Raw genomic sequence first — 25165 nt, forward strand, 5'->3', positions numbered from 1 at the left:
GTAGAGGCCGGGCTCAGCGCGCCGAGCGCTCGGCGAGACCCTTCGCGTACGCGGCCTGGCCGACGTGCTGCGTGTCGTCGTCGATCACCGAGACCAGCCGCACCCCGAGGGTCACCGGCGGATCCCACTGCTCGTCGACGACGCGCGCGAGGTCCTCGTCGCCGAGCGTGTCGAGGAGGGCGAGCGTCTGCCGGTGCACGGCGTCGGCGTACTCCGCGAGCAGCGCGGCGGGCACCGCGGCGAGCGCCGCCACCTCGGCCGGCTCCTGCCCGTAGCCGGTCTCGTCGGGCCCGAAGGGCAGGCCGGACCGGCCGTGGAAGCCGTCGGCCGTCCACACCTGCTCGTGGCCGGCGAGCGGGGCGAGGTGGTCGTCCTGCACCCGGACGAGATGCCAGACGAGCCAGGCGGGCGAGTTCGAGCGGGCGTCCGCGCGGAACGCGAGCTGATCGGGGGTGCTGTCGTCGAGGACGGCGTGCACGTTCTCGTGCACCCGGCCGAAGGCGTCGCGGAGGAGGTCGATGGCTGCGCTCATGCCGCCAGCCTGCCGCTCCCGCGCCCGGCGCGGCACCCCCTCCGCGCGCCTCGGAGGAAGTGCGGAGGCGGGTGCCCGATACTCGGCCCGTGACCTCCGGATCCTCGAACCTGGCGACGAAGCCGTGGCTGACCTCCTACGCGGAGGGCGTGCCCGCCGAGATCGACCCTCCCACCCAGACCCTCGTCGACCTGCTCGAGGACTCGGTCGCGCGGTACCGCCGCGGCACCGCCCTCGAGTTCTTCGGCGCCGAGACCAGCTACGCCGAGCTCGGCGAGCAGGTCGCGCGCGCGGCGGAGGGCCTGCGGCGCCTCGGCGTGCGCGCCGGCGACCGCGTCGCGCTGGTGCTCCCGAACTGCCCGGAGCACGTGGTGGCGTTCTACGCCGCTCTCCGCCTCGGGGCGATCGTGGTCGAGCACAACCCGCTCTACACGCCGCGCGAGCTGCGGCGGCAGTTCGAGGACCACGGCGCCCGGTTCGCGGTCGTCTGGGACAAGATCGCCGACGTCGTCGCGACCATGCCCGCCGACCTGGGCATCGAGCGCGTCGTCTCCGTCGACCTCACCCGCTCCTTCCCGCTCGGCAAGCGCCTGGCGCTGCGGCTCCCCCTGCCGTCGGTGCGCCGGTCACGCGAGAAGCTCACCGCGACCCCCCGCAGCCGCTCCCTGGTGCCCTTCGCGTCGCTGCTGAAGAACCGCCGCATCGCGCGCTCGCACCCCCGCCCGGTCCTCGGCGACACGGCCCTGCTGCAGTACACGAGCGGCACCACCGGGACGCCCAAGGGCGCGATCCTCTCGCACGCGAACCTCCGTGCGAACGCCCTGCAGGGCCGCGCCTGGGTGCCGGGCCTGCGCGAGGGCGACGAGACGTTCTACGCGGTGCTCCCCCTGTTCCACGCCTACGGGCTGACGCTGTGCCTGACCTTCGCGATCAGCATCGGCGCGAAGGTCGTGCTGTTCCCGACCTTCGACGTCGGCCTCGTGAAGGCGGCCGCGAAGTCGTCGCCGCCCACCTTCCTCCCCGCGGTGCCGCCCGTGTACGACGCGCTGGCCCGCGCTTCCGAGCGCCACGAGCTCGACCTGCGCGGCATCCGCTTCGCGATCTCGGGAGCGATGAGCCTGCCGGTCGCGACGGTGGACCGGTGGGAGCGCGCGAGCCGGGGACTCCTGGTGGAGGGCTACGGCATGACCGAGAGCTCGCCGGTCGCCCTCGGGAACCCGGTCGGCCCGACCCGCCGGCCCGGCACCGTGGGCGTGCCGTTCCCCAGCACGACGATCCGCCTCGTCGACCCCGCCGATCCGTCGGTCGACCGCGGCCCGGGCGAGTCCGGCGAGCTCCTGCTCCGGGGGCCGCAGGTGTTCCAGGGGTACTGGAAGCGGCCGGAGGAGACGGCCGAGGCCCTCCTCCCCGGCGGCTGGCTGCGCACGGGCGACATCGCGACCGTCTCGGCCGACGGCTTCGTGACGATCGTCGACCGGGCCAAGGAGCTCATCATCACCGGCGGCTTCAACGTCTCCCCCTCCGAGGTCGAGGGAGTGCTGGAGTCGCACCCGGACGTGACGCGCGCGGCCGTCGTCGGGCTCCCCCGCGAGGACGGCGGCGAGAGCGTCGCGGCGGCCGTGGTCCTGCGGGCCGGGACGGCCGTGGATCCGGAGGCGCTGCGCGACTTCTGCCGGCTGCACCTGACGCCCTACAAGGTGCCCAGGCGGATCGTCCCGGTGGACGAGCTGCCGACCTCGCTGATCGGCAAGGTGCTGCGCCGCCAGGTGCGCGAGAGTCTGCTGGACTGAGGCGACCGGAGCGGGCGGTGGCCCGCGAGGAGGAGGACGACATGGCGAGGATCGTGCAGTACGAGCGGATCGGCGGGCCCGAGGTGCTCGAGACCGTCGAGGCGCCGGAGCCCGAGGCGGGGCCCGGCACCGTGGTGGTCGCCGTCCGCGCGGCCGGCGTGAACCCGATCGAGTGGAAGGTGCGCTCCGGCCTGCGCCCGAGCCCGCCGTTCGACGGTCCGCGGAGGCTCGGGTCGGACGGCTCCGGCGTGGTCTCCGCCGTCGGTCCGGGAGTGACCGGTTGGAGCGTCGGCGACCGGGTCATCGTCAGCGGCGCCACCGGCACCTACGCGACCGCCGTCGCGGTCTCCCCCGACTCCCTCGATCCGCTCCCCGACGGACTCGGCTTCGAGGAGGCGGCCGCGCTCGGCATCCCGGTCTCCACCGCCTACCAGGCGGTGGTCTCGCTCGGCGTCGCGGAGGGATCGACGTTCGTGGTCCACGCGGGCGCCGGCGCGGTAGGACGGGCGGCGATCCAGTTCGCCGTCGACCGCGGAGCCCGGGTGATCGCCACGGCGAGCCCGGCGAACCAGGAGGCGCTGCGCGCGCTCGGAGCGGTGCCGGTCGCCTACGGGCCCGGGCTGCTCGAGCGGCTGCGCGCCGTAGCGCCCAAGGGCGTCGACCGCGTGCTCGACGCGGCCGGGACGGACGAGGCGCTCGCCGCCTCGCTCGCGCTGGTGGCGGATCCGCAGCACGTCGGAACAGTGGTCGCCGGCCCTCGTGCGGCAGAGCTGGGCATCCGGGCCTGGAGCGGCGGCAGTCCCGTGCCGCTGACCGAGGAGGAGCAGCGCCTCCGCCGCGAGGGCGTGCCGCTCGCCGCCCGGCTGGCGAGCGAGGGGCGCTTCGCGGTCGCGACCGGTCCGCGCCTCCCGCTCGAGCAGGCCGCCGAGGCGCATCGGCTCAGCGAGGACGGCCACGTCCGCGGGAAGATCCTGCTCGTTCCCTGACCCGGGCCGGCATCCGGCATCCGTCTCCCCACCGCTTCCCCCGCTCTCACCGTCGAGAAGGAGTCCCCGTGTCCACTGACGACACCACCCCCGTGATCCTGGGGGGCGCCCGCACCCCGTTCGCCCGCTTCTCCGGAGCCTTCGCGCCGCTCTCGGGCGTCGAGCTCGGCGCCGCTGCCATCCGAGGGGCTCTCGAGCGCTCAGGCGCCTCCGCGGCCGACGTCGACGCGGCCGTGCTCGGCCAGGTGATCCAGGCCGGAGCCGGTCAGGGCCCCGCCCGGCAGGCCGCGGTCCTCGCGGGCCTGGGCTGGGACGTCCCGGCGGTCACGATCAACAAGCTCTGCCTGTCGGGTCTCACCGCGGTGATCGACGCGGCGCGGATGATCCGGCTCGGCGAGGCGCAGGTGGTCGTCGCCGGAGGGCAGGAGTCGATGACCAACGCGCCGCACCTCCTGCTCGGATCCCGCTCGGGCCTGGGTGTCGGTCCGCGTCCGCTCGAGGACGCACTCCTCCACGACGGCCTGCTCGATCCGTTCGACCGCCGCCTGATGGGGAGGGTGACCGACGACGGCAACGCCGCACGGGGCATCCGCCGCGAGCGCCAGGACGCCTTCGCCGCGCTCTCGCACCAGCGGGCCGCCGCGGCACGGTCCACCGGCGTGCTCGCCGAGGAGATCATGCCGGTCGCGGTGCCGCAGCGGCGCGGACCGGACCTCGTCGTGTCCGCCGACGACGGGATCCGGGAGGACAGCACGGTCGAGACGCTCGCCCGGCTGGCCCCCGCGTTCTCGCCCGAGGGCACGATCACCGCGGGCAGCTCGTCCCCGATCACGGACGGCGCCGCCGCGCTGGTCGTCGTGTCCCGCGGCTGGGCCCGCGAGCGCGGACTGCCCTGGCTCGCGACCGTCGCCGAGCACGGGCAGGTCGCCGGACCGGACAACTCCCTGCATTCACAGCCGTCGGCGGCGATCCTCCGGGCGCTCGGCCGCCGCGGTGCAGCGGTGTCCGACCTGGACCTGATCGAGATCAACGAGGCGTTCGCCTCCGTCGTCCTCCAGTCGGCGGACGATCTCGGCGTCGAGCCCGAGGAGGTCAACCTCGACGGCGGGGCGATCGCGCTCGGCCACCCGGTGGGCGCCTCCGGAGCACGGCTGGCCCTGCACCTGGCGCTGGCCCTCCGTCGCCGAGGCGGCGGGCTCGGCGTCGCCGCGCTCTGCGGCGGAGGCGGCCAGGGCGAGGCGCTGATCCTCGAGGGCTGACCGGCGGTCCGCCCCCAGGAGCGCGTCGGCGCCTCCGGCTACGCTCGCGGGATGAGCATCCTGAGCGCCGACGGCCTCGCCTTCGTCACCGAGCGCCACCTGGCCACCCTCTCCACCCCCGGCCGCCAGGGCCGCCTGCACGTGGTCGCCGTGGGTTTCACCTACGAGGACGGCGTCGTCCGCGTCATCACCTCCCGCGAGAGCCAGAAGGTGCTCAACGTCCGGCGGGGCGGCACCGCGACGGTCGGGCAGGTCGACGGCATCCGGTGGCTGAGCCTGGGCGGTCCGGCGACGATCGAGGAGGAGCCGGACGCCGTGCAGCACGCCGTCGAGCTCTACTCCCAGCGCTACCGCACCCCGCGCCCGAACCCCCTCCGCGTCGCTATCCGCATCGACGTCGACTTCGCCCTCGCCTCCTCCGGCCTGCGCGCGGAGTAGCCGGGTGGCCCGCGGCGACGCGCTGGGCGGGGGCGGTGCCGTCTCCTCCCTCCGCACCTACCGCTACGTCCGCCTCTCCCTGGTGGCGGCCGTGGTGCTCCTCACGGCCGGCCTCGTCCACCAGCTCGTCGTCGGAGGCCCGCTGCGCTCGATCAGCGCCTCGTACTACACCCCGGTCCGCTCCCTCTTCACCGGGGCGCTCTTCGCGGTCGGCGTCGCGCTGGTCGTCCTCGCCGGGAGGAGCGTGCGGCGCTTCCTCCTGCTGCTGGCGGGCATGACGGCGCCGGTCATCGCGATCGTGCCGGTGCCCCTCGCCTCGGAGGAGCTGCAGCGCCTCCAGGGAGCGGTGTGCCCGGCGGGAGGGGCGTCGTGCCTTCCCACGACGGCCGCGGGTGAGGTCGCCGCCTCCCTGCCCGCCTACCTGGTCACGGCCGCGGCCGTCCTCGTCGCCTCCGTGATCCTGCTCGCCCTCGACCGGGTCCTCGACCGCTGGGCGCTCGTCCGCACCGCGATCGCCGCCGCCCTCCTGATCGCTCTGGCGGCCTGGAGCACGCTTCCGTCGTTCCTGCGGCTCGGCCACTACGCCGCCGCCGGCGTCTTCTTCCTCCTCATCGCCGTCACCGCGGGTCTGCACGCCGTCGCGGTGCGCGAGGAGGGAGCGAGCGGGCCGGGGACGCCGCGCTTCTACTCCCGCTGCTACGCCGTTCTCGCGGTGCTGATCGCCGCGGTCGATGCGGCGCTGGTGCTCCTGCTTCTCACGGGGCGGGGAGCGGAACTTCTCGGCGAGCAGTGGCTCCTGCTCGGCGAGGCCGTCGCGCTCGCCCTCTTCGGGATCTTCTGGGTGCTGCAGACCGTCGAGAACTGGGATCGTCCCGACGTGCTGCTCGTCGCGCGGGGCTGAGGGGGCCGGTGGCGGCCCCCTCAGCCGCTCAGCGCTTGAGGGTGATCGAAGCGCTCCGCCCGAGGTTTCCCGCGGCGTCGGAGGCGTGCGCGACGATCGCGTACCGCCCGGCCGGGTAGGAGGAGGCCGAGACGGTCAGGCGCCACGTGCCGTCCGACGCCCTCGTCGCGTCGCCCAGCCGCGTGGCTCCGCTCCAGAAGCTCAGCTTTGTCGTGCCGACGTCGTCCTTGGCGGTGGCGACCAGGGTGACCGAGCCGCGCACCGTCGATCCGCTCGTCGGCGCGGTGATGACGGTCTTCGGAGCCGTCGTGTCGCGCGACGGCGCGGGCGAGCCCGTGGGTGCCGGAGCAGGAGCCGCGGTGGGCGCCGACGTGGGAGTCGGGGTCGGGGTCGGAGCCGGTTCGTCGCCGAGGCCCCAGGCCGTCCACAGCTCCTCCGCGATCATCGCCTGGCCGGCGACGTTCGGGTGGAAGTAGTCGACGTCCGTCGAGAGCTGGTCGAGCGAGATCGGAGCCGCCGTGAGGGCGCCGCCGTCCCAGACGCAGTCGTTCGCGGCGGACGCGCAGGCCGATTCCAGTGCCTCGTTGAAGGCGGCCTCCCGGTCCTCCGCCGCCGCGAGCGAGGCGGTGTAGGCCGAGCCGATCAGAGAGGCTCCGGTCGTGGCGTCGACTCCGCGCTGGGTCCGGCAGACCCCGCCCCAGGCCCAGATCGCGGCGCCCGGCGTCGGCTTCACGGCCTCCCACTCCGACTCGATGTCCGGGACCGAGCCGACGAGCACCGTCGCCTCCGGCCACTCCTCGCCGATCGAGCGCAGGATCCGGGTCGCCGACGCGGCGAAGGAGGCCGCGGGCGTCATCGCGTAGCCGTCGCGGGAGTCGGGCGAGAGGCTCAGCGAGCAGAGGTCGTTGCCGCCGATCAGCAGCGTGACCACGTCCGGCTCCTCCCCGGCCGCGACCGCGGCGTCGATCCGCGACTCGACTCCGCTGATGACCGCGCCCGACTTCGCGTAGTTCACCGCGCGGACCGCCGTCCGCGGATCCGCCGCCGCCATCCGGCTCGCGATCGAGTCGACCGCGGGCGCCGATCCCGTCGCCCAGGAGTTCTCGACGCAGTCGCGGTTCACCCCGCAGGTCGTCGCCGCGCGCGTGATCGAGTCGCCGAGCGCGAGCAGCGTCTGCGTCCCGGACGCCTGCGCCGGAGGTGCCGCCAGGAGCCCCGCCAGGAGCGCGATCGCCCCCGCGCCGACCCCTGCCGCTCTCCGCCGTGCCCTGTGTGCTGTGGTCCCCATGTCGTCCCGTCCCCTGGTCGTCCATCGTTCGAGTGCCTCGCGTGCTGCGAGAGCACGAGGGGCGAGCGTACGTCGCTGCGGATCCCCCGACGGACCGGAGGAGAACGGCTCCCGCCCGGCGCGGCCCGGATGGGGGACACGGAAGACGCACGGAGGCGAGCGGCCCACAGCTTGGGGCGCCCGATCGTCAGGACCTGCACGACCGGCCCGCGCGCTCTCCCGCCCGGAGAGCACGTGGACCGACGGCTCCTCCTCGATACTCTGAAGCGATGATCGGCCGTCGCCGTGGAGGGAAGAGGGATCAGCATGGACTACTCGAACGAGGACGATCTCAAGCAGAGGATCGGTATCGACTCTTGGAGGAATCTGTCGAAAGAGAAGTTCATAGCGTTCGCATCCGAGCTGCCGAACATGAGCGAGGAGCTCGCCCTGAAGGTCGTCGAGCAGTTCCCGGATTTCAAGAATCTCGTCCTCGACTCGTTCAGTGAAGTGCGAGATCAGGCGAGTTCAGCCGTTCGAGTCAACTGGAAGAGTCAGAAGAAGGTTCACAGGGCCTTCGCCGAGTACCGCGCCGTTCTGAACCGCGAACTGGATCGCGACACCCTGAGCGCGGCGGACCGCTACTCGGTCCTTCGGCTGTTCAAAGAAGCGATCGACGACGAAGCACTCAAGGATTCGGAGCACAAGGCGTTCGTGCTCCGGGCACTGGGCATCGTCGCGATGGTCGCAGTCGCCGGAGTCTCGACGGGAGTCGCCGTCCTCGGCGGTCGAGCCAGGATCGGCGGAGACGCCTAGTACCGAAGCCGATCCAACGGACCACTCCTCCGCCGACGAGCGCGTCGAGGCCGCGAGGCGGTCGACCCGCCGAACAGGCGAGGTTCCCGATCCGGCCGCCGGGAGAACACAGAAGGCCCGCTCTCTCGAGCGGGCCTTCCGTGGTGGTGGATCCGAGGGGATTCGAACCCCTGACCTCTTCATTGCGAACGAAGCGCGCTACCAACTGCGCCACGGACCCGTGCCTTCCGAGCCGTCACCGGCCCGAACAACTCGTCCACACTAGCACGGACGAGCAGGCGCCTCGCACTCGGGTCAGGCCCCGCGGCGGCGCTGCAGCGCCTGGTCGAGGTCGATCGCGTCGACGCCGTCCACGACGCCCATCGCGGCGAAGCGGGAGGAGGGACGCGGCGCCTCGGGAGCGGGAGCGGCGGCACGCGGGACGCGCAGCGGCGCCACCTCGGGAGCGGTCGCGGCGGCGCGCTGGGCGAGCTCCGCCTCCGCCGCGGCGGTGCGCAGGCGCTCCACGGCGTCGATCGACGCCATCGCGGAGGCGGCCACCGTGCCCCGGGAGAGGTAGAGCGGCTTGGGGAGCGGCTGCGGCGTCCAGCTCGCACGGTCCTCGGCGAGCTCCTCGGAGGCGTCGTCCGCCGCCTCCTCGGCGAGCTCGGCCTCGAAGACCTCGGCGCGCCGGCGCTCGGTCGCGGCGGCCGTCGTCGCTGTCGCGGCCGGAGCGGCGGCGCGGCGGCGACCCGGAGCCAGCAGGATCAGCGTGCCGAGCCCCGCGACGGCGAGGAGCAGGCCGACGAGCGGCACCGCACCCGTGCCGCCGAAGGGCAGCATCACGAGCCCGACCAGCGCGGCGACCGCCCCGACCAGCACGGCCAGCGCGGCGCCCTGGCGCCAGCGCAGGACCGAGGGCCCTGACCGCGTGCTCCGCCGTGCGCTCGCGGTCGCCCGTCGCAGCGCGTCGCGCGCCGCCTTCTCCGCCTGTGCCAGCTCCATCGCCTGTGCCTTCTCTTCGGCTCGTCGTCGTGTCTCGGTCACCCGGAGCCGGCGCTGCTGCAGCGCCACCTCGCGGGCTGTCGCCTCCGCACGCACGTGCTCGGGCACTTCCGCGGTCTCGGCGAGGATCCGCAGCGTCTGCTGCAGCCTCACCGCGTTGCGCTCGGTCGCGTTGTACGACCGCCTGCGCATCCACGTGGGGATCAAATAGGCGACCCACAGAACGGCGGCGAGCGCCCAGACGACGCCCCCGCCCAGCCAGTCGCTACTCATGCGGACAACGCTAGGAGCACCGGGCACTCCCGTCCGTCATTACGGGTAGGTGTGTCCGTGCGGATCGCGGATCAGCCGGGGCCCCGTCGGAGGGACACCGGCGCCGTCGGAGGGTCCGGAGAGACCCGAGCGGCGCGAGGCGCGGAGGTCCGCGTCGGTCGGCAGGCCGACCTCCGACGGGACCTGCCCGTCGCGGTAGCGGCGGAGCACGCCGCGGGGCACCTCCTCCGCCACGAGGGCGAAGCAGAAGTGGTCCCGCCAGTCGCCGTTGATGTGGATGAAGCGCCGCCGCAGGCCCTCGTAGCGGAAGCCGAGCTTCTCGACCACGCGCAGGCTCGGCCGGTTCTCCGGGCGGATGCAGATCTCGATCCGGTGCAGGCCCAGGTCGAGGAAGGCGTGGTCGGCAGCTAGTGCCACGGCGATCGGAGTGATCCCCCGCCCGGCGTAGCGCTCGGACACCCAGTAGCCGATCGACCCGGAGGAGAGCGAGCCGTACCCGATGTTCGAGATGTTGAGCTGCCCGGCGAGCTCGCCGTCCCAGTCGATGAGGAACGGCACTCCCCCGCCGGCCCGCGCGTTCTGCTGCAGCGAGCGGATGCTGGCGCGCACGTCGAATGCGGCGCCTCCCCGGGGGTCGGACGCCTCCCACTGGCGCAGCCACGACCGGTTCGCGATCAGCTCCCGCTCGAGAGGGCGGGCGTCGCGCACGCGGATGGGGCGGACGGTGACACGACCCTCGGTGAGCGTCGGGATCGGGAGCGGCATGATGCGACCCTACTGCTCCGCCGCACTGCGGGAGGGGGACTGGACTCCGCGGCGTTCCGTGCTCTCGGGGAACGGACGAACGGACGGGATCCCGTGCCGCAGCAGGGGGTCCCGTCCGTTCCGGAGGAGCGCTCGCCGGGGCTCAGAGGCCGGCGACGAAGTCCTTCAGCCAGGGCTTGAGGTCCTTGCCGAGGTCGTCGCGGTCGGAGGCGAGCTGCACGATGGCCTTGATGTAGTCGAGCTTGTCGCCGGTGTCGTAGCGGCGGCCGCGGAACACGACGCCGTAGACGCCGCCGAACTCGGCCGGGTCCTGCGCCATGCGCTCCAGCGCGTCGGTCAGCTGGATCTCGCCGCCCTTGCCCGGAGCGGTGTGCTCGAGCACGCCGAACACGTCGGGCTTCAGCACGTAGCGGCCGATGATCGCGAGGTTCGAGGGGGCGTCCTCCTTGGAGGGCTTCTCGACCAGCCCGGTGATCCGCACCACGTCGTCCTCGTCGGTCGCCTCGACCGCCGCGCAGCCGTAGAGGTGGATCTGGTCGGGGTCGACCTCGAGCAGCGCGACCACCGTGGTGTCGCGCTGCTCGGCGACGTCGATCATGCGGGAGAGCAGCGGGTCGCGGGCGTCGATCAGGTCGTCGCCGAGGAGCACGGCGAAGGGCTCGTCGCCGACGTGGCGTTGCGCGCGGGAGACCGCGTGGCCGAGGCCCTTCGGCTCGCCCTGACGGACGAAGTGCACGTCGGCGAGGTCGCTGGCGTACTTGACGTGCTCGAGCTTCTTGTCGTCCTTCTTCTGGGACAGGTTCTGCTCGAGCTCGGGCACCGAGTCGAAGTGGTTGGCGAGCGCGTTCTTGTTGCGCCCGATGATCACGAGCACGTCCTGGAGGCCGGCGTCCGCAGCCTCCTCGACCACGTACTGGATCGCCGGCTTGTCGACGACCGGCAGCATCTCCTTGGGGATGGCCTTCGTCGCCGGCAGGAAGCGGGTGCCGAGACCTGCGGCGGGGATGACTGCTTTGCGGATTCGAGTGCCCATGGGGCGCCATCCTAGCGGCGGGGGAAGTCGCGGGAGTTTCGCGCCAGGACCGGCGACGGAAGGCGCCGGACCCCGTTCCGGGGCGGTCCGGGACGAGCGTCCCTCAGGGTCGTCCGCGCGGAGGCCGGCGCGGGGCCCGGTTCTAGACTGAGCGCATGCCAGCCGACATCACGCACGAGAAGCGGGCGCTGCGCGCCGAGCTGCGCGAGCGCCGCCGCACTCAGACCTCGACCGCTCGCGACCAGGCCGCGGAGCAGATCACCGCCCACCTGATCGAGCTCGCCACCCGCGTGGGGGCCCGGTCCCTCGCGTGCTACCTCTCCGCTCCGGACGAGCCGAGCACCCGGCCGTTCCTGGGCTGGGCCGAGAGCCACGGCATCCGCGTCCTCTTCCCCGTCTCGCGCCAGGACGGCCTGCTCGACTGGGCGGTCGGCGACGGCCACACCGAGACCCAGGGCCTGTTCGGCATGCCCGAGCCCGTCGGGCAGCTGCTCGGCCCCATCGCGATCAACGACGTCGACCTCATCGTCGTCCCGGCCGCCACCGTCGACCGGCAGGGGATGCGGATGGGCTGGGGGCGCGGCTACTTCGACAAGACCCTCGGCTCGATGGAGAAGTGCCCGCCGGTCTACGCCGTCGTCTTCGACAGCGAGCTCGTCGACCGGGTGCCCAGCGAGGTCCACGACCAGGCCGTCGACGGAGTCGTCACTCCCTCCGGCATCGTCGACCTGCGCCACTGACCCCGTCCTCCTTCTCCCCCACCCGCCTCCGAGGAGCCCCCTGTGCCCACCTACTCCTACCGCTGCACGCAGTGCGGCAACGCCTTCGACATCCAGCAGAAGTTCACCGACGACACGCTCACCGAGTGCCCGAGCTGCCAGGGGGCGCTGCGCAAGGTGTTCAGCGCGGTCGGCGTGACCTTCAACGGCTCGGGCTTCTACCGCACCGACTCCCGCTCCGGCGGGAAGTCGAGCGAGGGCGGCTCCTCCTCCTCGGGTTCCGGCTCGTCCGGCTCGGGCGCATCCGGCTCCGGCTCATCCGACTCGTCGTCGGGCTCCTCGGGATCGGGCGGCTCCTCCTCCGGATCCTCGGGTTCATCGGGCTCGGGCGGCTCCTCGTCCGACTCGGGGTCCTCGGGCTCCGGATCGTCCTCCTCCTCGTCGTCCTCGGGCTCCTCCGGGTCCTCCTCCTCGGGTTCCTCCTCCGGGAGCTGACCCGCCACCCACCGCTCACGGCAGAAACGGAACAATCATGATCAACGGCTTCAAGGAGTTCATCCTCCGCGGCAACGTCATCGACCTGGCTGTCGCCGTGGTCATCGGCGCCGCCTTCACGACCATCGTCAACGCGATCGTGACGGGGATCTTCAACCCGCTCATCGGCGTGATCTTCGACGCCTCCTCCCTCGAGGCCCTGGTCTGGCCCATCCGACCGGGAGAGAACGGCGAGGACCCGACCGTCATCGCCTACGGCTCGGTCGTCTCGGCCCTGATCCAGTTCGTGATCGTCGCCTTCGTCCTCTACTTCGCGTTCGTCCTGCCGATCAACCACCTCAAGAACGCCGCGTTCGCCAAGAAGGCCGCCGACGCCCCCGCCGCGGAGGACAAGGCCCCCACCGAGCTCGAGCTCCTCGCCGACATCCGCGACCTGCTCGCCAACAACGGCAACGCCACCACCGCGAACTCCGGCAAGCACGTCGACTGAGTCGCTCTGTCGTCTTCCCGATGGGGAACGGCTTGCAGAGCGTTGTGCGAACGGTGCGTCCGAAACGCTGGCACGCGGCTCGGACGGCACCTGCACCTTCGGGAGGTCGCCGATCGGGACCATGAGCAACTCTGGCGGGGACCGATCGGTCCTGTCTCCACGCGTCCATCGGACACCGCCGGGCACCGGGTGGGAAGCGATCGGTCAGCGGGCACCGGACGGAAGCAGTCGGTCGACGGGCGCTGGGCGTACGCGGTCGCCAGCGGGTGCCGGGCCGAAGCAGTCGGTCAGCGGGTGCCGGGCCGAAGCAGTCGGTCAGCGAGCACCGGACGGAGGCGGTCGTCAGCGGACACAGGGCGGGAAGCGGTCGGCCACCGTCGACGGGACCGACGTGAGCGGTCGGCAGGCGTCGGCGTGACGTGGTCGCTCGTCGAGCGGGGGCGCGCCGGGGGGAGGTCCGAAGTCGCCGACGGGACATGTCTCGACTCGCGGATCACCGACCGGTCCGGCTGACGTCAGTAGTGCGGGGGGACGTCCTGGCGCAGGCGCGCGTCGTTCGGGCCGGTGTCGGGGCGCGCGGGCGGCGCGGAGGGGTCGGCGATCGGAGCGTCGTGCGGGGACGGATCGGTGCCCGGCTTCGCGGGGAGCGTCGCCCGCCGACCGCCGCGGGTGCGCCGCAACGGGCGGTCGGCACCCGCGGGGGCGTCGGGATCCGGCGCCACGATCAGTCGCGCGGCAGCGGCTCGACGGGCTGCGTCTCCCCCGACGCCGGAGCGGCGGCGGCAGCAGGAGCGGCGGGAGCAGCAGCGGTGGGAGCAGGAGCCTCGCCGGCGGCGGGAGCAGCGGTCTGCTCCTCCCCCGCGGTCGCACCGATCAGCCCGGCCACCCGCGCGGCCACGGCCTCGGGGTCGGCGAACAGCTCGAAGTTGTGCACCCGCAGGTAGTGCCAGCCCAGCCGGCGCAGCAGCTCCGGACGCAGGCGCAGCGACACGCGCAGGCTCTGCGTGCTCACGTCGCGGTCGGTCTCGACCACCACGGCACGGGTCCCGTGCGCGGCGACGAGGGCCAGCTTGCCCTTGTGCCCGATGTTGACCCGGAGTCCGCGGCGCTCGAGGCGCGCGGCGAGATCCACCAGCATCGGCTCCGAGTAGTCGTCGCGGTCGCTCGGCTGGACGCGGTCCTCCGCCTCCTGCAGCACCTGCGCGAGCGCGACCATGCCGTAGCGCATGCGCGACTCGTCGATGTCGCCCGGGCGGAAGCACGAGACGATGTCCATCGAGCGGCGGGCACGGGTCATCCCGACCGCCAGCAGGCGCTCTCCGCCCGGCTCCGCGAGAGCGCCGAAGTTCGACAGCAGGCGGCCGTGGGGCGTCCGGCCGTAGCCGATCGAGAAGATGACGCGGTCGCGGCTCTGCGCGACCGACTGCTCCAGCGTCACGACGGCGAAGGGCTCGGGACGGTCGCCGAGGATGAAGTCGCTCAGATCGGTGCGCTTGGCGAAGGCCGTCAGCACCGCCTGCTGCACCCGCACGGCGTGGCGAGGGCTCGCGGTGATGACCATCAGCGACTCGCGCGGACGGATCACGGCGTGCTCGAGCACCAGCTCGACCACTTTCGCGACCTCGGCGTCGACGGACTCGACGGCTCCGGAGTCGTTCTCGGGCATGCCGTGCCCGCTCGCGATGTAGTGGAAGCGGAGCGAGTCGTGTCCGAGGAAGGAGCCGGCCCAGGGCAGGGAGTCGATGCGGCCGCCGTAGAAGCGGCGGTTGACCAGCTCGGCCAGGTCCTCGCCGCCCGCGCGGTAGCTGCGGGTGAGCGTGACGGTGTTGAGCAGCTCGCCGAGTCGGGCGAGCGCCGACTGGGCGTGCAGCGCCTCCACGTCGGTCCGCGAGGCGGTGGAGCCGAACTCCGGCGTCTCGTCGACGCGCAGGCCGAAGGGAGTGGGGGTCTGCGTGACCGGGTCGCCGAACGCGACGACCTGCTTGGCCCGGCGGATCGCTCCGACGTTCTCGGCCAGCGTGGTCGCCCCGGCATCGACGAGGAACACCGCGTCGAAGGTCGTCTCGGTGCCGATGCGGTGCACCTCGTACGGCGAGGCGAGCCAGGCCGGAGCGAGCACGCGCGAGAGGTGCGGAGCGGCCTTCTGCAGCTCCTGAGGGGTCGTCGCCGCCTCGGTGCGCAGCAGCGCGCGCAGCGCGTCGCGCTCCTGCGGCCAGTCGACGAGCCCGATCTTCCAGGTCTCGGAGAGCTTCCAGGCCAGCAGCTCGGCGCTCGAGGCGGCGTGCGCCTCGTCGACGAGCTTGAAGTCGGCCTCGAGCCGGTCGAGCACGCTCGTGTTGCCGCCGAGCAGCGCACGCTCGTCGGTCAGCATGATCTCGAGCGCCGAGCGCCACCAGGCCAGGTCCAGCTCGCCCGCGACCAGCTCGGCCGGCACGTGGCGGCGCGAGAGGTCGGTGAGCAGCGGGTCCAGGCCCCAGTCGCGCAGGGTGGCGAGGAGGGTCGTCCGCTCCTGGAGGTTGGCCAGCACCTCGCTGTCCTCGGCGAGGCCGGACACCATCGAGGCCAGCTCGGCGAGAGGGAGCGAGGCGAGCTGCAGGTTCGTCCCGCGGCGGCCGAGCGGCTCGTCGAGACGGCTCAGCTGGTCGGTCACCTGCTGGTAGGCCACCTGCACGTCGGCGACGCCGACCGGGACCTCGGGGATCGTGCCGGCGACCGCGTAGCGCTGCCACAGCGTCCGCTGCTGCTGCACCCGGCGGAGCGCCGCGTTGAGGTCGGTGACGTGCGCGCCGGGACGCAGGTACTCGCGGGCGAGCTTCTTCAGGCGCCGGCGGTTGGTGGACGACATCTCGGCGGCCTCGCGGCGCGGCGAGGTGGCGACGATGAGGTCCTGGATCGAGCGGTCGAAGACGGCCGGCTGGAACTTGTCCAGCGTCTCGCGGACGTCCTGCAGCAGGCGCAGGTAGATGCCGAGCTCGGCGACCGACTCGAACGGGCGCATCCGCGTCTGGCCGATGACGTCCTGGGCGCGGTCGAGCAGGCGCGGCAGGTCGCGCAGGTGCAGGCGCTTGGCCAGCTCGTGGGCGATCTCGGCGTCGGCGGTGGAGTCGAACTGGGCCCCGTACCAGGGCGAGTCGCCCGGGCCGTAGCGGAACTCGCCCAGGCGCGCCGACTCGATCAGCATCCGGGTCGCCTCGGGGCGGCTGTGCGCGAGAGCGGTGACGGAGCGGCGGTCGAGGCGGGCGGCGGTCGACGGGGGCGTCCGCAGCTGCGAGAGGCGGGCGAGCTCCTCGAGGGCCTGCAGCGCCGAGACGCCGAAGCTCTCGTCGCGCCGGGAGAGCGCGCCGCGGTAGTCGAGCAGCACCTTCCGCAGCCGGAGCAGGGCGTCGTCGATCTCGCTGACGGAGGGGCGCGCGGCCTTCTCGTTGCGGCCGATCGACTGGATGAGGTCGCGGCGGAGCGTGCGGGGCCCGACCGCGATGCCGCCCAGGCCCGCCGAGAGCAGGCGCTGGTGGATGCTGTCGAGGCTCGACCGGCGGGCGCTGACGACCAGCACGCGCTTGTGCTGGGCGGCCAGGGCGCCGATCGCGTTGACGATGGTCTGGGTGCCGCCCGTGCCGGGGAGGGTCTTCACGACGAGCGAGTTGCCGGCCGCGATGTTCGCGATCACCTGCTCCTGCTCGGCGTCCGCGTCGAGGAGGAGGTTGTCGGTCGCCGGAGGACGCTCGTCCTGCGGGATGATCGACGCCACCTTCTGCGACTGCTGCAGCGCCCGCTTGGCGGCCGGGTTCCCGGCGACGGCGTCGAGGACGGGGTGCTCGAGCATCCGGGCGTCGCGGAGCATGTCGCCCGCCACGTCGGCGAAGCTCGAGACCACGAGGCGCGGGTGCACGGCGAACCACGGCAGGTGCGAGGTCAGGCCGCGCAGCTGGTCGATGACCGGCTGCGGCTTGAAGACGCCGTTCTGCACGGCCAGCTCGACGAACTGCTCGGGGTCGATCGTGATGCCGAACTGCTGCTTGAGGGCACGCGCGAGCTGCGGGTTGAAGTAGGGCTGGCCCTTGAGCTTGAGCTCGAAGTCGCGGCCGTAGCGGCGGATGGCGAGCGGGCGCAGGAGCACGGGTGCGGTGAACTCCGTGTCGCCGGCGCGCCACTGGGCGAGGCCGATGGCGAGGTGGACGCCCTCGATACCGCGGACCGAGCGCAGCTCGATCCCCTTGTCGGTGATCGCACCCGCGGCGTTCTTCGCTGTGCGCAGGGCGAGCTCGTCGCGGATGAGCGAGGAGAGGAGCGTCGTCTTGCCCGAGATGAACGGGGGCAGCCCGCCGGGGTGCGTGGTCGAGAGCTCGATGCGCGTCCGGGGCGAGTCCACGAAGTGGAGCAGGGGCGACGGACCGCCGACCTTGGCGAGCTCGTCGCGCCACGACTGCCACACCGGATCGGCCACGTTGCCGCCCTGGTAGCCGGCCTCGCCGCTCGTCACCTGCACGGGAGAGGTCGCCGTCGGGGAGAGCCGATGCGCGGACGCCTCCCCCTGGTCACCGGATTCGGGTGAGGTCGCCACCGGTCCGGCTCCTGGGAAATCGTCGACTCGTTGCACACGGACACCCTAAACCGGGCACCTCCGAAAGGCCGTAGCGACGCGGGTCGGCGGCACGGCACCTCCGAACGGCTCACCTGCCTGGAGCATCGGAGGCACGCGGAGCGCCGGGTCGGATCGGCGAGCGCGCCCGCCCGATCGGGGCGGGCGGGGGTCAGGAGGGCCAGACGGCCAGGGGCGGCGCCGTCTCGACCCGGCGCTCGTCGCCGACCACGCGGATCCGGCTGCTCACGCGGTCGTGCCCGGCGGAAGCGGCGACCGCGGTCATGACGAGCCGGGCGTGGTCGCGCGTGAGATGCCCGAAGGCGCTCCGCAGATCGACGGGGCGGCCGGTGGCGAGCGAGACGGCGATGCGCGCGACCGCCTCCTCCGAGAGGTCGAGGAGGCACGCCTGCTCGGCGAGGACGGCGAAGTCGATCCGCGGCGCGGCCTCCGTGGCGGCACCGGCCGCCCACGGGTGCTCGGGGCGGAGGCATCCGGCGCGGACGAGGAGCTGCTCCGCGGCCTCGAGGCCGGGCCCGGCGAGGACGGGGATCATGCCGCGGTCCGCTCGGCGCGGCGCCCGGAGGCGCGGACCCCGACGGACACGACGGCCGACAGCAGGCAGGCGACGCCGGCGATCAGCGGCGCGAGCCAGCCGAGGACGCTCACCTCGTCGACGTCCGTGCCGAAGTACTGCCAGTGCGCGATGGCGTAGACGAAGAGGGAGAAGAAGCAGAGCGCGACGCCCGTGAGCGCCGACACCAGGTCCGCCGGACGGACGAGGGGCTCGTGCTCCGCCGAGGCGGCCTGCTCGAACGCGGGCTCGGAGAGGGCGGCGGGCGGGACCTGCGGGAGGGTCGCGATGGCGGGGTGCTGCGTCATGTCTCCGAGGCAACCAGCCGCGCAGTGTCACGGTCGTCACTCGCTGGCATGACGTCCTGAGCCGAGCGGATGGTGGCGCGGTCGGCCGGTCAGGGAGCGACGGGGACGTCCGCTCGAGCCGGTCGGCGTCCGAGCGACGACTGGAACCGCAGAAGGTACCCGTCCGGATCGGCCACCACCAGCTGACGGACGCCCGCCTCCTCCGCTCCGACCCGGTACCAGCGGGTCTCGAGCGGCGAGAACAGCGGCGTCCCGGCCTCGGCGAGCGCCGCCGCCGTCCGGTCGGCGTCGTCGACGTGCAGCTGCAGGTTCATCCCCCGGCCGAGCGGGCGCTCCAGCGGTGCAGCGATCCAGTTGCGGCCCCGCCCCGCCTCTTCGAGCATCACGTGCGCGGAGCCGAGGACCAGGTACGCGAAGCCCTCCTCGGGCCGGGCGTAGTGGATCCGGAACCCGCAGGGACCGCACCAGAACCCGAGGCTCCGGTCGAGGTCGGCGACGAGCAGCTCGGGGACGAGATCGGGATCGGCCATCCGCGCGTTCTACGCCTCGGCGCTTTCGGGGCGCTTCGTGCGGCCCGGGAGCAGGAGCAGGCCCGAGACGCCCACGACGATCAGCAGGATGGCCGCGACCGTCACGAAGGAGGCCAGCGCCAGCACGGGCATGATGATCGTCAGGACGCCCGCGATGACCGAGGCGATCCCTGCCGCGATCGGCAGCCACGCGGGGCCGGCGACGGTGCGGCCGCTGGTGATGCTCGAGACGCCGTCGAGGATCCAGCCCGCGCCGATCACGAGGCCCAGGACACTCAGCGACTCGAACGGGTTCGACAGGCACAGGATGCCCGCGACCAGGATCAGGGCGCCGAGCAGGCCCGCGAGCCAGCGCACCCGGGCATCGAGCCGCGAGGCGGTGAAGGCCAGCAGCAGGCGGAAGACGCCCGCGGCGATCAGGTGGATGCCGAAGACGATGGCGACGGTCAGCAGCGTCGGACCGGGGATCAGGACGGCGATGACGCCGAGCACGATCGCGATCAGCGAGACGGCGATGATCCACCAGCGCTCGACGGAGGTGCGGGACATCGTGGGCGCGGCGGTCTCGGACATGGCGTTCCTTCGCGTCGGGGAGTGCGGACCCCTCGAACGTTAGGGCACCGGGGCGGGGTGGCGCGGGGCCTTGCGCCCGCCCGCCCGAGGACGCAGGTCAGTGGCGCGATCCGGTGCGCGCCGCGGCACGGTGCCGCCGCACGCGGCGCACCACGAGCGCGAGCAGCAGCACGCCGAACGCGCTGTAGATGATCGCGTCGAGCACGCCCGCGTACTGGTCGACGAGCTCGTACTGCGTGCCGAGGGCCGCGCCGAGGCCGATCAGCAGGCCGTTCCAGACGCCGGAGCCGAGGATCGTCAGTCCCGAGAACAGCAGCAGGTTCATCCGCTCGGCCCCCGCGGGGAGCGAGATGAGGCTGCGCACGCCCGGGATGAGGCGACCGAAGAGGACCGCCCAGGTGCCGTGCCGGCGGAACCAGCCGACCGCCTTCTCGAAGTCCTCGCGGTCGACCAGCGGGAGCTTGGAGAGCAGGCGGATCGAGCGCTCCGTGCCGATGCGGTGGCCGAGCGCGTAGAGGATCAGGCCGCCGAGGTAGGCGCCGAGGGTCGCCGTGATCACGACCAGCACCAGGTTCATCCGGCCCTGCTGGGCGAGGAAGCCGGCCAGCGGCAGCACGAGCTCGCTCGGGATCGGCGGGAACACCGTCTCGATCAGCGTCAGCAGGCCGACGCCCGCCTCTCCGAGCGCGGCGATCACCCGCGCGGCGACGCCGACGAGCCCGGAGAGCTCGTCGATGCTGTCGGAGGAGGAGGCGGTCGCCACGGAGGCGGGGGCGAGGGCGAGGGTCGCGATCGTCATGACTGAGAAGCTACTCAGTCCGCCGCGCGCGCACCTGGGAATCCGGCGGCCCGCTCAGGGGCGGCCGGTGAGCACGACGGTGTCCGATCCCTGCAGCCGCACCTCGACCGAGGCGATCTCGGAGAGCGGGAGCCCGGTGGCGAGGCTGGGCTCCATCGTCGTCCCCGGCGCGCTCGTCCACGATCCGACGGCCTCGGTGCCGCCCGAGGTGTCCGTGACGTAGAGGACGTAGCCGGCCGAGCCCGCGTACTGCTCGGCCGTGTCGGCCCAGCTGCAGTCCATGTCGATCCGCGTGCCCCACTGCTGCGGCACGAACCGCACGGAGGCCTCGACGGGGACGCCCGGAGCCGCGGCGAGCGAGACGGTCGAGCCGACGGTCTCGACAGGGGCGAGGGACGGACCGATCGCGAGCGGCAGGGCGACGGCGGCGGCGGCCGAGACGCCCGCGGCGGCGAGTACCAGGCCCGCGATGCGCAGCCGGGTGCGGCGGCGGACGGAGTCGGTGGCCGCGGCGAGGCGGGTCAGCAGTGCCGCCGGAGCCGGATCGCCGGCCGCCTCCGGCTCCTCGACCAGGCGCATCGCCTCGTCCTGGGGCAGGTGGGCCAGCAGGCCCGGCAGCGGGACGAACTCGGCGAGGGACTCGCGGCAGCCGGGGCAGGCGCGCAGGTGCAGCTCGTACTCGCGGCGGTCGGCAGCGGTCAGGGATCCGAGGAGGTACGCGGCGTCCCAGTCGCGGAAGGGGTCGTCGTGCCGGTCGTCGGAGGAGGGGTCGCGGCTCACAGCTCCGTCACCCCCCGCTCCTGCAGTGCGAGCTTGAGGGCCCGCATCCCGTAGTGCATCCGCGACTTGACGGTGCCCGGGGCGATCCCCAGCAGCGCGGCGATCTCGGTGACCGTGCGGCCGCCGTAGTAGGCGTGCACGATGACGGCGCGGTGGTCGTGGCTCAGTCCGCTGAGCGCGTCCGAGAGCAGCCAGGCGTCGAGCACCTGGTCGGTGCGGTCGGCGGTCGGGCGCTCGGGGACCTCGTCCGTGCCCAGCTCCCGGGCGTAGCGGGCGCTGCGGCGGTCGTCGATGACGAGGTTCCGGGCCACGGTGTAGAGCCAGGAGCGGGCGGCGGCCTCGCCCTGGGCGAGGATCTCGGGGTGCTTCCAGGCGCGCAGCAGCGCCTCCTGCACGACGTCCTCCGCCATCTGGCGGTCGCCGGTCAGGCGCAGCACGAACCGCCAGAGCGCGCTGGCGTGCTCGTCGTGCAGCGCACGCAGCATCTGGGCCTGATCCTCGGACATCTCCACCTCTTCCTGCACCAACGTAACGGGGGCCCGAACGGTTCAGCCGGTTCGCGCGAGCGGCCGCACTCTGGTACTCCGGAGTCGATGACCTTCCCCGATGCCGACGACGCCGCCCGCGTGCGCTCCTTCCTCCGCGACAACCGCTCGCGGATGCTCGACGACGTCCGGCACCTCGTGATGATCGAGAGCCCCAGCGACTCCCTCGAGGCGCTCGGCGAGCTGCACGCCTTCCTGGTGCACTGGGTGGGAGAGCGGCTCGGGCACGACGCCGACGTGCAGCACCGGCGTGCGCAGGACGCGCCGACCGCGACCAGCTGGACCGTCCCGGCGAGCGGCGGCGCGAGACCGCACCGGGGCACGCGTCCGTTCGTGGCGCTGCTCGGCCACTACGACACGGTGTGGCCCCTGGGCACGACCCGCTCCTGGCCCTTCGCCGTCGACGGCGACCGCCTGAGCGGCCCGGGCAGCTACGACATGAAGGCCGGGCTGGTGCAGATGGTGTGGCTGGTGGCCGCGCTCCGCCACGCCGGCGTCCCGCATCCGGCCGTCCGCCTGGTGATGAGCGGGGACGAGGAGATCGGCAGCGCCGCCTCCCGCCCGTTCCTGGAGCGGCAGTGCGCGGGCGCCGACGCGGTCCTGGTGTTCGAGGGCGCGATCGGCGACGCGGTCAAGACGGCGCGCAAGGGCATCGGGCGCTTCGTGATCGACGTGGTCGGGGTCGAGGCGCACGCCGGGGTCGAGCCGGAGAAGGGGGCGAGCGCGATCCACGAGCTCGGCTCGCTGATCCCGCGGGTGCTGGCGATCGCGCGGGAGGAGGAGGGCACCTCGGTCAACATCGGAGTGGTCTCCGGCGGCTCGCGGGTCAACGTGACGACGGCCCGCGTGCGCCTGGAGCTGGAGGCGCGGATCCGCGGATCCGCCGAGGCCGCCCGCGTCGAGGCCGAGCTCGACGCGCTCGCCGCCGCCGACCCGCGCATCCGGCTGGAGGTGCGCGGCTCCTGGGAGCGGCCCGTCTTCGAGCGGACCGCCTCCGTCGCCGCGCTCTACCGCAGGGCCGAGCGGGTCGCGAAGCGGATCGACGTCCCCCTCCGCGAGATCGCGGTCGGCGGGGCGAGCGACGGCAACCTCGTCGCCGCGCTGGGCCTGCCGGTCCTCGACGGGCTCGGCGCCCCGGGCGAGGGGGCGCACGCGCGCAGCGAGGCAATCGGCATCGAGGGCATGCTGGAGCGGACGGCGCTCGCCGCGCTGCTGGTCGCCAGCTTCGGCGACGAGCACTGACCGGCTGCAGAGGAAGGACGAGCGGATGACCCTGTACGAATCGCGCCCCGTGGGCGTCGTGATCGAGGCTCCGGCCGCGGAGGTGTACGCCTTCGTCTCCGACCCGGCGAACCTCCCGCGGTGGGCCGCGGGCCTCGCCTCCTCCGCGCTCGAGCAGGTCGACGGACGCTGGTTCGCCGACTCGCCGATGGGCCGGGTCGAGGTGCGCTTCGCCCCGCAGAACCCGTTCGGCGTCGCGGACCACGAGGTCACGCTCCCCGACGGGACGGTGGTGGACAATCCGCTCCGGGTGCTCGTGAACGGGGACGGCGCCGAGGTGGCCTTCACCGTGCGGCGGCGCCTCGGGATGAGTCTCGACGACTGGGACGAGGACTGCGCGCGGGTCGCGGACGACCTCGAATCGCTCCGGCTGCTGTTCGAGCGCGGGGCGCTGTAGGTTCGTCACAGCTCCGGCGCAGGGCCGGCACCCGTGAGAACGAGGACGCGATGACCTCCCCCGATCGTCCGAGCACCCGCCCCGCGAGCGGCATCGAGCTCAACGGCCTCGATACGATCCAGGAGTCGGAGCGGCACGGCCGCCCTCGCGACCTCTTCTGGCCGTGGTTCGCCGCGAACGTGTCCGTGCTCGGGCTGAGCTACGGCTCCTTCCTCCTCGGCTTCGGCCTCTCCTTCGGGCAGGCGACGCTCGTCAGCGTGATCGGGATCGTCGTCTCGTTCCTCTTCTGCGGTCTGGTCGCCGTCGCCGGCAAGCGCGGCTCCGCCCCCACGATGGTGCTCAGCCGGGCGGCCTTCGGGGTCGACGGCAACCGCCTCGTCTCGGTGATCTCCTGGCTGCTCACGGTGGGCTGGGAGACGGTGCTGGCCTCACTCGCGGTGCTCGCGACGGCGACGGTGTTCGAGGAGTTCGGCTGGGACGGGGGCGTGCTCACCAAGGTGGTCGCGCTGATCGTGGTCGCCGCGCTCATCGTGATCGCCGGGATCGCGGGTTTCCGCCTGATCATGCGGCTCCAGCTCGCGATCACCGTCGCGACCGCCGTGCTGACCGTGGTCTACGTCGTGCTCGTCCTCGACCGGATCGACCTCGCCGCCGTCGGCGCCCTGCCCGCGGGCTCGGCCGCCGCGGTCATCGGCGGGCTCGTGTTCACGATGACCGGCTTCGGGCTGGGCTGGGTGAACGCCGCGGCCGACTACTCCCGCTACCTCCCCCGCGGTGCCCGCACGAGCGGAGTGATCGCGTGGACGACGATCGGCGGAGCGGTCGCGCCCGTCGTGCTGGTGGTCGTCGGCCTGCTGCTGGCCGGCTCCTCGCAGGAGCTCTCGGACGCGATCGCCGCGGACCCGATCGGAGCCCTCGCCGGGATCCTGCCGACCTGGTTCCTGCTCCCCTTCATCGTCGTCGCGCTGCTCGGCCTGATCGGCGGGGCCGTGATGGACATCTACTCCTCGGGCCTGGCACTGCTCAGCACGGGGCTCAAGGTCTCGCGGCCGGTGGCCGCAGGGATCGACGGCGTGCTGATGGTCCTCGGAGCGGTCTACGTCGTGTTCGTCGCGGGCGACTTCCTCGGCCCGTTCCAGGGCTTCCTGATCACCCTCGGCGTGCCGATCGCGGCCTGGCTCGGCGTGTTCCTCGCCGACCTCCTCCTCCGCCGGCGCGACTACGACCAGGAGGCCCTGTACGACTCCCGCGGCCGCTACGGCAGCGTCTCGGCGGTCCCCGTGGCCCTCGTGCTGATCGGCGCGGTCGTCGGCTGGGGCCTGGTGGTCAACTACTCCCCCGGGTTCGAGTGGGAGGGCTACCTCCTCGGCCCGCTCGGCGGCCGCGACGGCGACTGGGCCGGCGCCAACCTCGGCGTCCTCGTGGCGCTCGTGATCGGCTTCGCGGGAACGCTCGCCCTCTCGCGCGGGGCCGTCCGCCGCCAGGAGGCCTCGGCGTGAGCCTGCTCGTCGCGATCGACCTGCAGCACGTCTTCGCCGACGCCGAGTCGCCGTGGGGATCCGGCGGATTCGAGCGCGCGGCCGAGGGGACCCGCCGGCTCCTCCCGGCGTTCGGCGAGCGGGTCGTGACCACCCGCTTCGTCGCCCCGGAGCGGCCCGCCGGCGCGTGGATCCCCTACTACCGCGAATGGCCGTTCGCGCTCGTCCCCGAGAGCGACCGGCTCTACGAGCTCGTGGCCGGGTTCGAGGGCCATCGCACGATCACCGCCACGACCTTCGGCAAGTGGGGGCCCGAGCTCGAGGCCGAGCTCGACGACTCCCGCGAGCTCGTGCTCACCGGCGTCTCGACCGACTGCTGCGTGCTCTCGACGGCGCTGGCGGCCGCGGACGCCGGAGTGCGGGTCAGGGTCGCCGCGGACGCCTGCGCGGGCGCCTCCGAGGCCGACCACCAGCGCGCGCTCGACGCCATGTCCCTGTACGCGCCGCTGATCGAGATCACGAGCGTGGACGCGGTGCTGGCGGACCTGCGCGACCGGGGCTGAGACCGCGGTC

Annotated in this window: 27 protein-coding genes and 1 tRNA gene; 13 read left to right on the forward strand and 15 right to left on the reverse strand. The window is 73.3% G+C overall.

Annotation, left to right across the window (positions count from 1 at the left end; all coding sequences use genetic code 11):
- Positions 1 to 13 precede the first annotated feature (13 nt).
- Complete coding sequence (locus C5C36_RS12100; protein ID WP_104246705.1) at positions 14 to 532, reverse strand: DinB family protein; 519 nt, start codon at positions 530 to 532, stop codon at positions 14 to 16.
- An 89-nt stretch (positions 533 to 621) separates the two neighbouring features.
- Between C5C36_RS12100 and C5C36_RS12105 the strand changes: the two genes are divergently transcribed.
- The 5 genes from C5C36_RS12105 to C5C36_RS12125 all read left to right on the forward strand — a co-directional run bounded on the left by C5C36_RS12105 (position 622) and on the right by C5C36_RS12125 (position 5906).
- Positions 622 to 2322, forward strand: a complete 1701-nt coding sequence (locus C5C36_RS12105; protein ID WP_104223210.1) for a long-chain-fatty-acid--CoA ligase — start codon at positions 622 to 624, stop codon at positions 2320 to 2322.
- 41 nt (positions 2323 to 2363) lie between these two features.
- Positions 2364 to 3308: an NADP-dependent oxidoreductase gene (locus tag C5C36_RS12110; RefSeq protein WP_104263201.1), complete on the forward strand. Its 945-nt coding sequence runs from the start codon at positions 2364 to 2366 to the stop codon at positions 3306 to 3308.
- 68 nt (positions 3309 to 3376) lie between these two features.
- Positions 3377 to 4567 (forward strand): acetyl-CoA C-acyltransferase, encoded by a 1191-nt coding sequence (locus tag C5C36_RS12115; RefSeq protein ID WP_104309804.1) that lies wholly within the window; start codon positions 3377 to 3379, stop codon positions 4565 to 4567.
- Between the two features lie 51 nt (positions 4568 to 4618).
- Complete coding sequence (locus C5C36_RS12120; RefSeq protein WP_104223212.1) at positions 4619 to 5005, forward strand: pyridoxamine 5'-phosphate oxidase family protein; 387 nt, start codon at positions 4619 to 4621, stop codon at positions 5003 to 5005.
- 4 nt (positions 5006 to 5009) lie between these two features.
- A complete protein-coding gene (locus tag C5C36_RS12125; protein ID WP_104246708.1) occupies positions 5010 to 5906 on the forward strand; it encodes a hypothetical protein in 897 nt (298 codons plus the stop codon).
- Between the two features lie 28 nt (positions 5907 to 5934).
- On the opposite strand, the gene C5C36_RS12130 is transcribed toward C5C36_RS12125, so the two are convergent.
- On the reverse strand, positions 5935 to 7194 hold the full coding sequence (locus tag C5C36_RS12130) for a GDSL-type esterase/lipase family protein (RefSeq protein ID WP_104309805.1): 1260 nt from the start codon (positions 7192 to 7194) through the stop codon (positions 5935 to 5937).
- A 306-nt stretch (positions 7195 to 7500) separates the two neighbouring features.
- Between C5C36_RS12130 and C5C36_RS12135 the strand changes: the two genes are divergently transcribed.
- Positions 7501 to 7989: a hypothetical protein gene (locus tag C5C36_RS12135; RefSeq protein WP_104309806.1), complete on the forward strand. Its 489-nt coding sequence runs from the start codon at positions 7501 to 7503 to the stop codon at positions 7987 to 7989.
- Between the two features lie 144 nt (positions 7990 to 8133).
- Here the strand turns inward: C5C36_RS12135 and C5C36_RS12140 are convergent.
- The 4 genes from C5C36_RS12140 to galU all read right to left on the reverse strand — a co-directional run bounded on the left by C5C36_RS12140 (position 8134) and on the right by galU (position 11044).
- Positions 8134 to 8209: transfer RNA gene (locus C5C36_RS12140), tRNA-Ala, on the reverse strand.
- A 74-nt stretch (positions 8210 to 8283) separates the two neighbouring features.
- Entirely contained in the window at positions 8284 to 9246 is a 963-nt protein-coding gene (locus C5C36_RS12145; RefSeq protein ID WP_104223216.1) for a hypothetical protein, read from the reverse strand.
- 39 nt (positions 9247 to 9285) lie between these two features.
- Complete coding sequence (locus C5C36_RS12150; RefSeq protein WP_104309807.1) at positions 9286 to 10011, reverse strand: GNAT family N-acetyltransferase; 726 nt, start codon at positions 10009 to 10011, stop codon at positions 9286 to 9288.
- Between the two features lie 142 nt (positions 10012 to 10153).
- Positions 10154 to 11044: a UTP--glucose-1-phosphate uridylyltransferase GalU gene (gene galU, locus C5C36_RS12155; RefSeq protein WP_104223218.1), complete on the reverse strand. Its 891-nt coding sequence runs from the start codon at positions 11042 to 11044 to the stop codon at positions 10154 to 10156.
- 155 nt (positions 11045 to 11199) lie between these two features.
- Here galU and C5C36_RS12160 point away from each other — a divergent pair, with 155 nt between their 5' ends.
- The 3 genes from C5C36_RS12160 to mscL are packed head-to-tail and all read left to right on the forward strand — an operon-like array spanning position 11200 to position 12748.
- The gene (locus C5C36_RS12160; RefSeq protein ID WP_104223219.1) at positions 11200 to 11784 is read left to right on the forward strand and encodes a 5-formyltetrahydrofolate cyclo-ligase; all 585 of its coding nucleotides are present in this window, start codon (positions 11200 to 11202) and stop codon (positions 11782 to 11784) included.
- A 42-nt stretch (positions 11785 to 11826) separates the two neighbouring features.
- A complete protein-coding gene (locus tag C5C36_RS12165) occupies positions 11827 to 12258 on the forward strand; it encodes an FmdB family zinc ribbon protein (RefSeq protein ID WP_104309808.1) in 432 nt (143 codons plus the stop codon).
- A gap of 37 nt (positions 12259 to 12295) precedes the next feature.
- Entirely contained in the window at positions 12296 to 12748 is a 453-nt protein-coding gene (mscL, locus tag C5C36_RS12170; protein ID WP_181133810.1) for a large conductance mechanosensitive channel protein MscL, read from the forward strand.
- 515 nt (positions 12749 to 13263) lie between these two features.
- Here the strand turns inward: mscL and C5C36_RS12175 are convergent.
- From C5C36_RS12175 to C5C36_RS12215, 9 genes are all read right to left on the reverse strand, one after another.
- Entirely contained in the window at positions 13264 to 13470 is a 207-nt protein-coding gene (locus tag C5C36_RS12175) for a hypothetical protein (protein WP_104223221.1), read from the reverse strand.
- Positions 13471 to 13472: 2 nt separating this feature from the next.
- Positions 13473 to 17309, reverse strand: a complete 3837-nt coding sequence (locus C5C36_RS12180; RefSeq protein ID WP_374954349.1) for a DEAD/DEAH box helicase — start codon at positions 17307 to 17309, stop codon at positions 13473 to 13475.
- 190 nt (positions 17310 to 17499) lie between these two features.
- Entirely contained in the window at positions 17500 to 17883 is a 384-nt protein-coding gene (locus C5C36_RS12185) for a hypothetical protein (RefSeq protein WP_104309809.1), read from the reverse strand.
- The gene (locus tag C5C36_RS12190; protein WP_104309810.1) at positions 17880 to 18209 is read right to left on the reverse strand and encodes a hypothetical protein; all 330 of its coding nucleotides are present in this window, start codon (positions 18207 to 18209) and stop codon (positions 17880 to 17882) included. Before C5C36_RS12190 ends, C5C36_RS12185 begins: the two co-directional genes overlap by 4 nt.
- A gap of 89 nt (positions 18210 to 18298) precedes the next feature.
- Positions 18299 to 18739, reverse strand: a complete 441-nt coding sequence (locus tag C5C36_RS12195) for a VOC family protein (protein ID WP_104225074.1) — start codon at positions 18737 to 18739, stop codon at positions 18299 to 18301.
- A 9-nt stretch (positions 18740 to 18748) separates the two neighbouring features.
- On the reverse strand, positions 18749 to 19312 hold the full coding sequence (locus C5C36_RS12200; protein ID WP_104225073.1) for an HdeD family acid-resistance protein: 564 nt from the start codon (positions 19310 to 19312) through the stop codon (positions 18749 to 18751).
- Between the two features lie 97 nt (positions 19313 to 19409).
- Positions 19410 to 20111 carry a DedA family protein gene (locus C5C36_RS12205; RefSeq protein WP_104225072.1) on the reverse strand — a complete coding sequence of 234 codons (702 nt, stop codon included), beginning with the start codon at positions 20109 to 20111 and terminating at the stop codon, positions 19410 to 19412.
- 54 nt (positions 20112 to 20165) lie between these two features.
- The gene (locus C5C36_RS12210) at positions 20166 to 20891 is read right to left on the reverse strand and encodes an anti-sigma factor (protein ID WP_104225071.1); all 726 of its coding nucleotides are present in this window, start codon (positions 20889 to 20891) and stop codon (positions 20166 to 20168) included.
- Positions 20888 to 21397, reverse strand: a complete 510-nt coding sequence (locus C5C36_RS12215; RefSeq protein WP_104225070.1) for a sigma-70 family RNA polymerase sigma factor — start codon at positions 21395 to 21397, stop codon at positions 20888 to 20890. Before C5C36_RS12215 ends, C5C36_RS12210 begins: the two co-directional genes overlap by 4 nt.
- A gap of 87 nt (positions 21398 to 21484) precedes the next feature.
- Between C5C36_RS12215 and C5C36_RS12220 the strand changes: the two genes are divergently transcribed.
- Genes C5C36_RS12220 through C5C36_RS12235 form a run of 4 tightly spaced genes read left to right on the forward strand, consistent with a single transcriptional unit; the run spans position 21485 to position 25155 of the window.
- A complete protein-coding gene (locus C5C36_RS12220) occupies positions 21485 to 22678 on the forward strand; it encodes a M20/M25/M40 family metallo-hydrolase (RefSeq protein ID WP_104225069.1) in 1194 nt (397 codons plus the stop codon).
- 25 nt (positions 22679 to 22703) lie between these two features.
- Positions 22704 to 23114: an SRPBCC family protein gene (locus C5C36_RS12225; protein ID WP_104309811.1), complete on the forward strand. Its 411-nt coding sequence runs from the start codon at positions 22704 to 22706 to the stop codon at positions 23112 to 23114.
- A 50-nt stretch (positions 23115 to 23164) separates the two neighbouring features.
- The gene (locus C5C36_RS12230) at positions 23165 to 24613 is read left to right on the forward strand and encodes a cytosine permease (protein ID WP_104309812.1); all 1449 of its coding nucleotides are present in this window, start codon (positions 23165 to 23167) and stop codon (positions 24611 to 24613) included.
- Positions 24610 to 25155 (forward strand): cysteine hydrolase family protein, encoded by a 546-nt coding sequence (locus C5C36_RS12235; protein ID WP_104309813.1) that lies wholly within the window; start codon positions 24610 to 24612, stop codon positions 25153 to 25155. Before C5C36_RS12230 ends, C5C36_RS12235 begins: the two co-directional genes overlap by 4 nt.
- The last annotated feature ends 10 nt before the right edge of the window (positions 25156 to 25165 follow it).

Source organism: Rathayibacter sp. AY1G1, from assembly GCF_002932095.1.
In the GTDB taxonomy this organism is placed as follows: domain Bacteria; phylum Actinomycetota; class Actinomycetes; order Actinomycetales; family Microbacteriaceae; genus Rathayibacter.